The following is a 3,644-nucleotide window of genomic DNA, read 5'->3' on the forward strand; positions in this document are numbered from 1 at the left end:
TGAAGCATTGGCAATGTTGCATTAAGCAACGGTATAAGCAGAATAAGGATTAATCTGCTTTTTTTATTTGTCAAGTAAAAAAGCAGTTCAGAGAGAAAAGGATAAACACAGAAGAATAAAATGGATAACAGAAACAAACTGAAAGTCTGGTTACAGCAACATCATCTGACACAAAAAGACCTGGCTCAACTCATTCAGCAGACAACAGGCAGGCCCTGTTCTGTCAGGGCGGTAAAATCCTGGTTATGCCCACCGGAAAAAAACAGCGCCCGGCCCTGCCCGGACTGGGTGATTCAGGTACTCAGTCACATGGATGAATAACTTTTTTGTCAAATAAAAAAGGCGTTACGGTTAATAACGCCTGACAGTGCCGCCCACTCTGTGATGTTAAAAAGAACCTCAGGAGTTCAACCAGCTCCGGCGCGGTTTTCATGAGGTTGATGCGCCTTAAAGTCTGTCCTGCTGACAGACAGACTTTCTCATTGTCGCCACCGCAGTTGTTCCGCTACGGCTTTGCCGCAATGACGGGGGGCTTTTCCCTAGCGTCAGCTATGCTAACGGTAATTATCACTCAGGTAAAGAGTCCTGTTATGCTCTTCTTCACGGCCTTCTTTCTTTTATTCATCCCCCGGGTAACCCCCTGCATTTTTTCCGGTAATGGTACACTCCCTTTACAATCCGGATAACGCTGACAACTCCAGAAACGGCCTTTACTGCTCTCCCGTAAGACCATCTTTCCATGACACGACGGGCAGGATGGCATCGGTGGCAGATCCAGCGCCAGCGGCATTTCCCCGCCTTTTTTAATGAGATGTGCCAACCAGCTGATTTGCTTTTGCATAAACACATCCAGAGACAGATTTCCCTGTGCAACCTGCTCGAGTGATTGTTCCCATAACGCCGTCATTCCCGGATCTGTACAGGCTGCCGGCAGGGCATCAATCAGCTGACAACCGGTGTCTGTCGCCCGGAGTGTTTTTTTCTGCCTGACAATCAATTTCCTGTTTTCCAGCGTGGTGATGATCCCTGCCCGGGTTGCCTCTGTCCCCAGCCCCGCATTCTCTTTCAGGACTTTTTTTAATGTCGGATCGGTAATAAAGGAGGACGCATTCTTCATGGCCGCAATCAATGTACCATCCGTATACGGTTTCGGTGGTGAGGTCGCCAGTTGTACAACCTTTGCCTCCTGTACCACACAGAATTCACCTTCGTGAAGGGACGGCAATGTTTCTGTTCCGGCTTCCAGCCCGGTTTCTGCCTCTTCTTTTACTGGCGGATCGTCTTCATGTTTCACAAATAATACAGACCAGCCCTTCACTCTTTCGACTTTCCCTTTGGCAACAAATTGTTGTCCGCCTATATCTAAAAACACCTCTGTTGCATCCCATTCCTGATCCGGCAAAAACTGCGCCAGATAATGGGCACGGATAAGTTTATAGACATTCAGTTCAGCCTCATTCATGGCGTTCAAATCAGGTGTCTGCCGGGTCGGTATAATCGCATGGTGAGCCGTAATTTTTGCATCATTCCAGACCCGGGAAATTCGCGCCGGCTGCAATTGTGCCAGCACATTCTGTAAGGCCGGATCGCTTTGTGATAATGCATCTAAAACAACCGGTATGTCGGCACGCATGGACACCGGCAGATACCCGCAGTCCGTCCGGGGATACGTGGTGGCCTTATGTTTTTCATACAGACTTTGCGCGATTTCAAGCACTTTATCCGCAGAATACCCCCAACGCCTTGAGGCCGCCTGCTGAAGTGTCCCGAGATCAAACGGCAACGGCGGCAAGGCTTTTCCTTTCGTTTCATTCACTGTACACACCGTCGCTTTCCCTGCCTGCCGGCACAGTTGCTCTACGGCCTGAGCGGCCTGAACGTGAATACAACGATGTTCATCATCACAATACTGCGAGGCAGGTCGCCAGTGAGCCTGAAAAATGATCCCCTGATGCTGCAACGAGGCGGTCACCCGCCAGAAGGGTTTGGAAACAAAGTGCGTAATTTCTCTTTCCCGCCGGACAATCAGGGCCAGTGTCGGCGTCTGGACACGTCCGACCGACAATATCCCACCAAACCCCAGTTCCCGGGCTTTGAGGGTAAACAGACGCGTCATGTTCATACCGATAAGCCAGTCTGCTCTGGCCCGCCCTAATCCCGCTGAATATAAAGAGGCCGTTTTCTCGCCGGGTAACAGGTTATTTAATGCCTGCCTGATACTCGCCTCATCCAGTGCAGACAACCATAAACGTTGTACCTTTTTCCGGTAATGACAGGCCTCCAGTAATTCACGGGCAATCACTTCCCCTTCCCTGTCCGCATCCGTGGCAATCACCACTTCCGTCGCCTGACTGAGCAACTGTTTTATGGTCTGAAACAACGAAACCGCGTCTTTTTTAACCACCATTTTCCACTGTTCAGGAATAACGGGTAAGGCACTCTGCCGCCAGGGGGCCGCAAACTGTGCGCCATAAGCCTCCGGTTCAGCCTGCTCCAGCAGATGACCTCTTGCCCAGGCGACCTGAACGCCATTTCCCTGAAAAAAATTATCCCGCCGCTGATGAGCGCCGATCACCCGGGCAATATCTTTGGCCTGAGACGGCTTTTCGCACAGAAATAATTTCATTACCCTGTTCTACCTCCTTTTTCCGGCTGCAACGTCATTCGCGGTTTTAAATATTTCCTGAACAAACTCCGGAGTCAGGGTATCACTGTACGAAGCGCTGTAAGTGATATACATGTGTGTTCCCGAACCATTTTTTTCCAGTTCGATGACGATATGTGCCGGCGGGTTACGTTTTCCCATATCCGCCCCCATTTTATAATAACTTCCCGGCGTCACTTCCCATTCCCAGCCCCGGCTTTCTTCTGCAATAGCCGTGGCGGCCCATTGATCACTTTCTTTACCTGACTGACGCAGAGCACGGATTTTGGCATTCACATCCTCAAAACCATAATAACGGCGCAGACGGGCTGCGGCTGTATCAATATCAACAGGGATAACCACGTCATACTCCCGTTGTTCCCGTTTCTGCATACCACCATTCATGGTATGACTGACCTGATGCCCCAGGTCACTGATTTTCTGATTCCATTCTGCGATTTCCTGTGCAGAGCATCCGGTCAAAAGCCATAAAGAAAAGCATAAGGTAAGCAATCCGCTTTTTTTCATTGCAGCTCCTTATTATTAAATAATTAACCCAATATAAATAACATTCGTTATTTTTTTAAAGACGGTAAAAATGACGCACGTTTTCTTCCTGAAATGATATCCGGATCAATTTCACCTAAATAACGGGAAGCCTGTTGATAAGTTTCACTGTTTAAATCAAGGTTATGACGGGTGAGCTCATATTTCCGGTAGTTTACGGCCATCCCTGTCACATGACGAACCTGATAGCCCGCTAATTTAAGGACCTTGTCACGTTGCTGACGGGAAATAAAACCATAATGCTCTCCCTGCAATACACGCAAAGCAAGTTGATCAACCCCGACGAGTAACCAGACACATTTATAACCAACAGGAGATTTACTGAATATCGCCAGGTCAACAGGAGATGTTGATGAGATATCCGAAATAACCGCAACCGCAGGTAACTGAACTAATTGTTGTTCAACCTCTGAAAGTAATTTCTGAATAGTCC

At 48.6% G+C, this 3,644-nt stretch carries 3 protein-coding genes; all 3 read right to left on the reverse strand.

Annotated features, from left to right (window positions below; genetic code table 11):
- Positions 1-571: 571 nt before the first annotated feature.
- A complete protein-coding gene (locus PR833_RS20115) occupies positions 572-2,626 on the reverse strand; it encodes a DNA topoisomerase III (protein WP_004239734.1) in 2,055 nt (684 codons plus the stop codon).
- Between the two features lie 9 nt (positions 2,627-2,635).
- Positions 2,636-3,172 carry a hypothetical protein gene (locus PR833_RS20120; protein ID WP_000748138.1) on the reverse strand — a complete coding sequence of 179 codons (537 nt, stop codon included), beginning with the start codon at positions 3,170-3,172 and terminating at the stop codon, positions 2,636-2,638.
- 47 nt (positions 3,173-3,219) lie between these two features.
- The coding region (locus PR833_RS20125) for a PFL_4669 family integrating conjugative element protein (RefSeq protein WP_272526472.1) at positions 3,220-3,644 on the reverse strand (425 nt) is incomplete at its 5' end.

This window comes from Providencia sp. PROV189 (assembly GCF_028480065.1).
Taxonomy (GTDB): domain Bacteria; phylum Pseudomonadota; class Gammaproteobacteria; order Enterobacterales; family Enterobacteriaceae; genus Providencia; species Providencia stuartii.

What these genes read in the sequence shown, in the direction of transcription:
- PR833_RS20120 (WP_000748138.1), bottom strand. Translation starts at nt 3,172, where the DNA reads ATGAAAAAAAGCGGATTGCTTACCTTATGCTTTTCTTTATGGCTTTTG.
- PR833_RS20115 (WP_004239734.1), bottom strand. Translation starts at nt 2,626, where the DNA reads ATGAAATTATTTCTGTGCGAAAAGCCGTCTCAGGCCAAAGATATTGCC.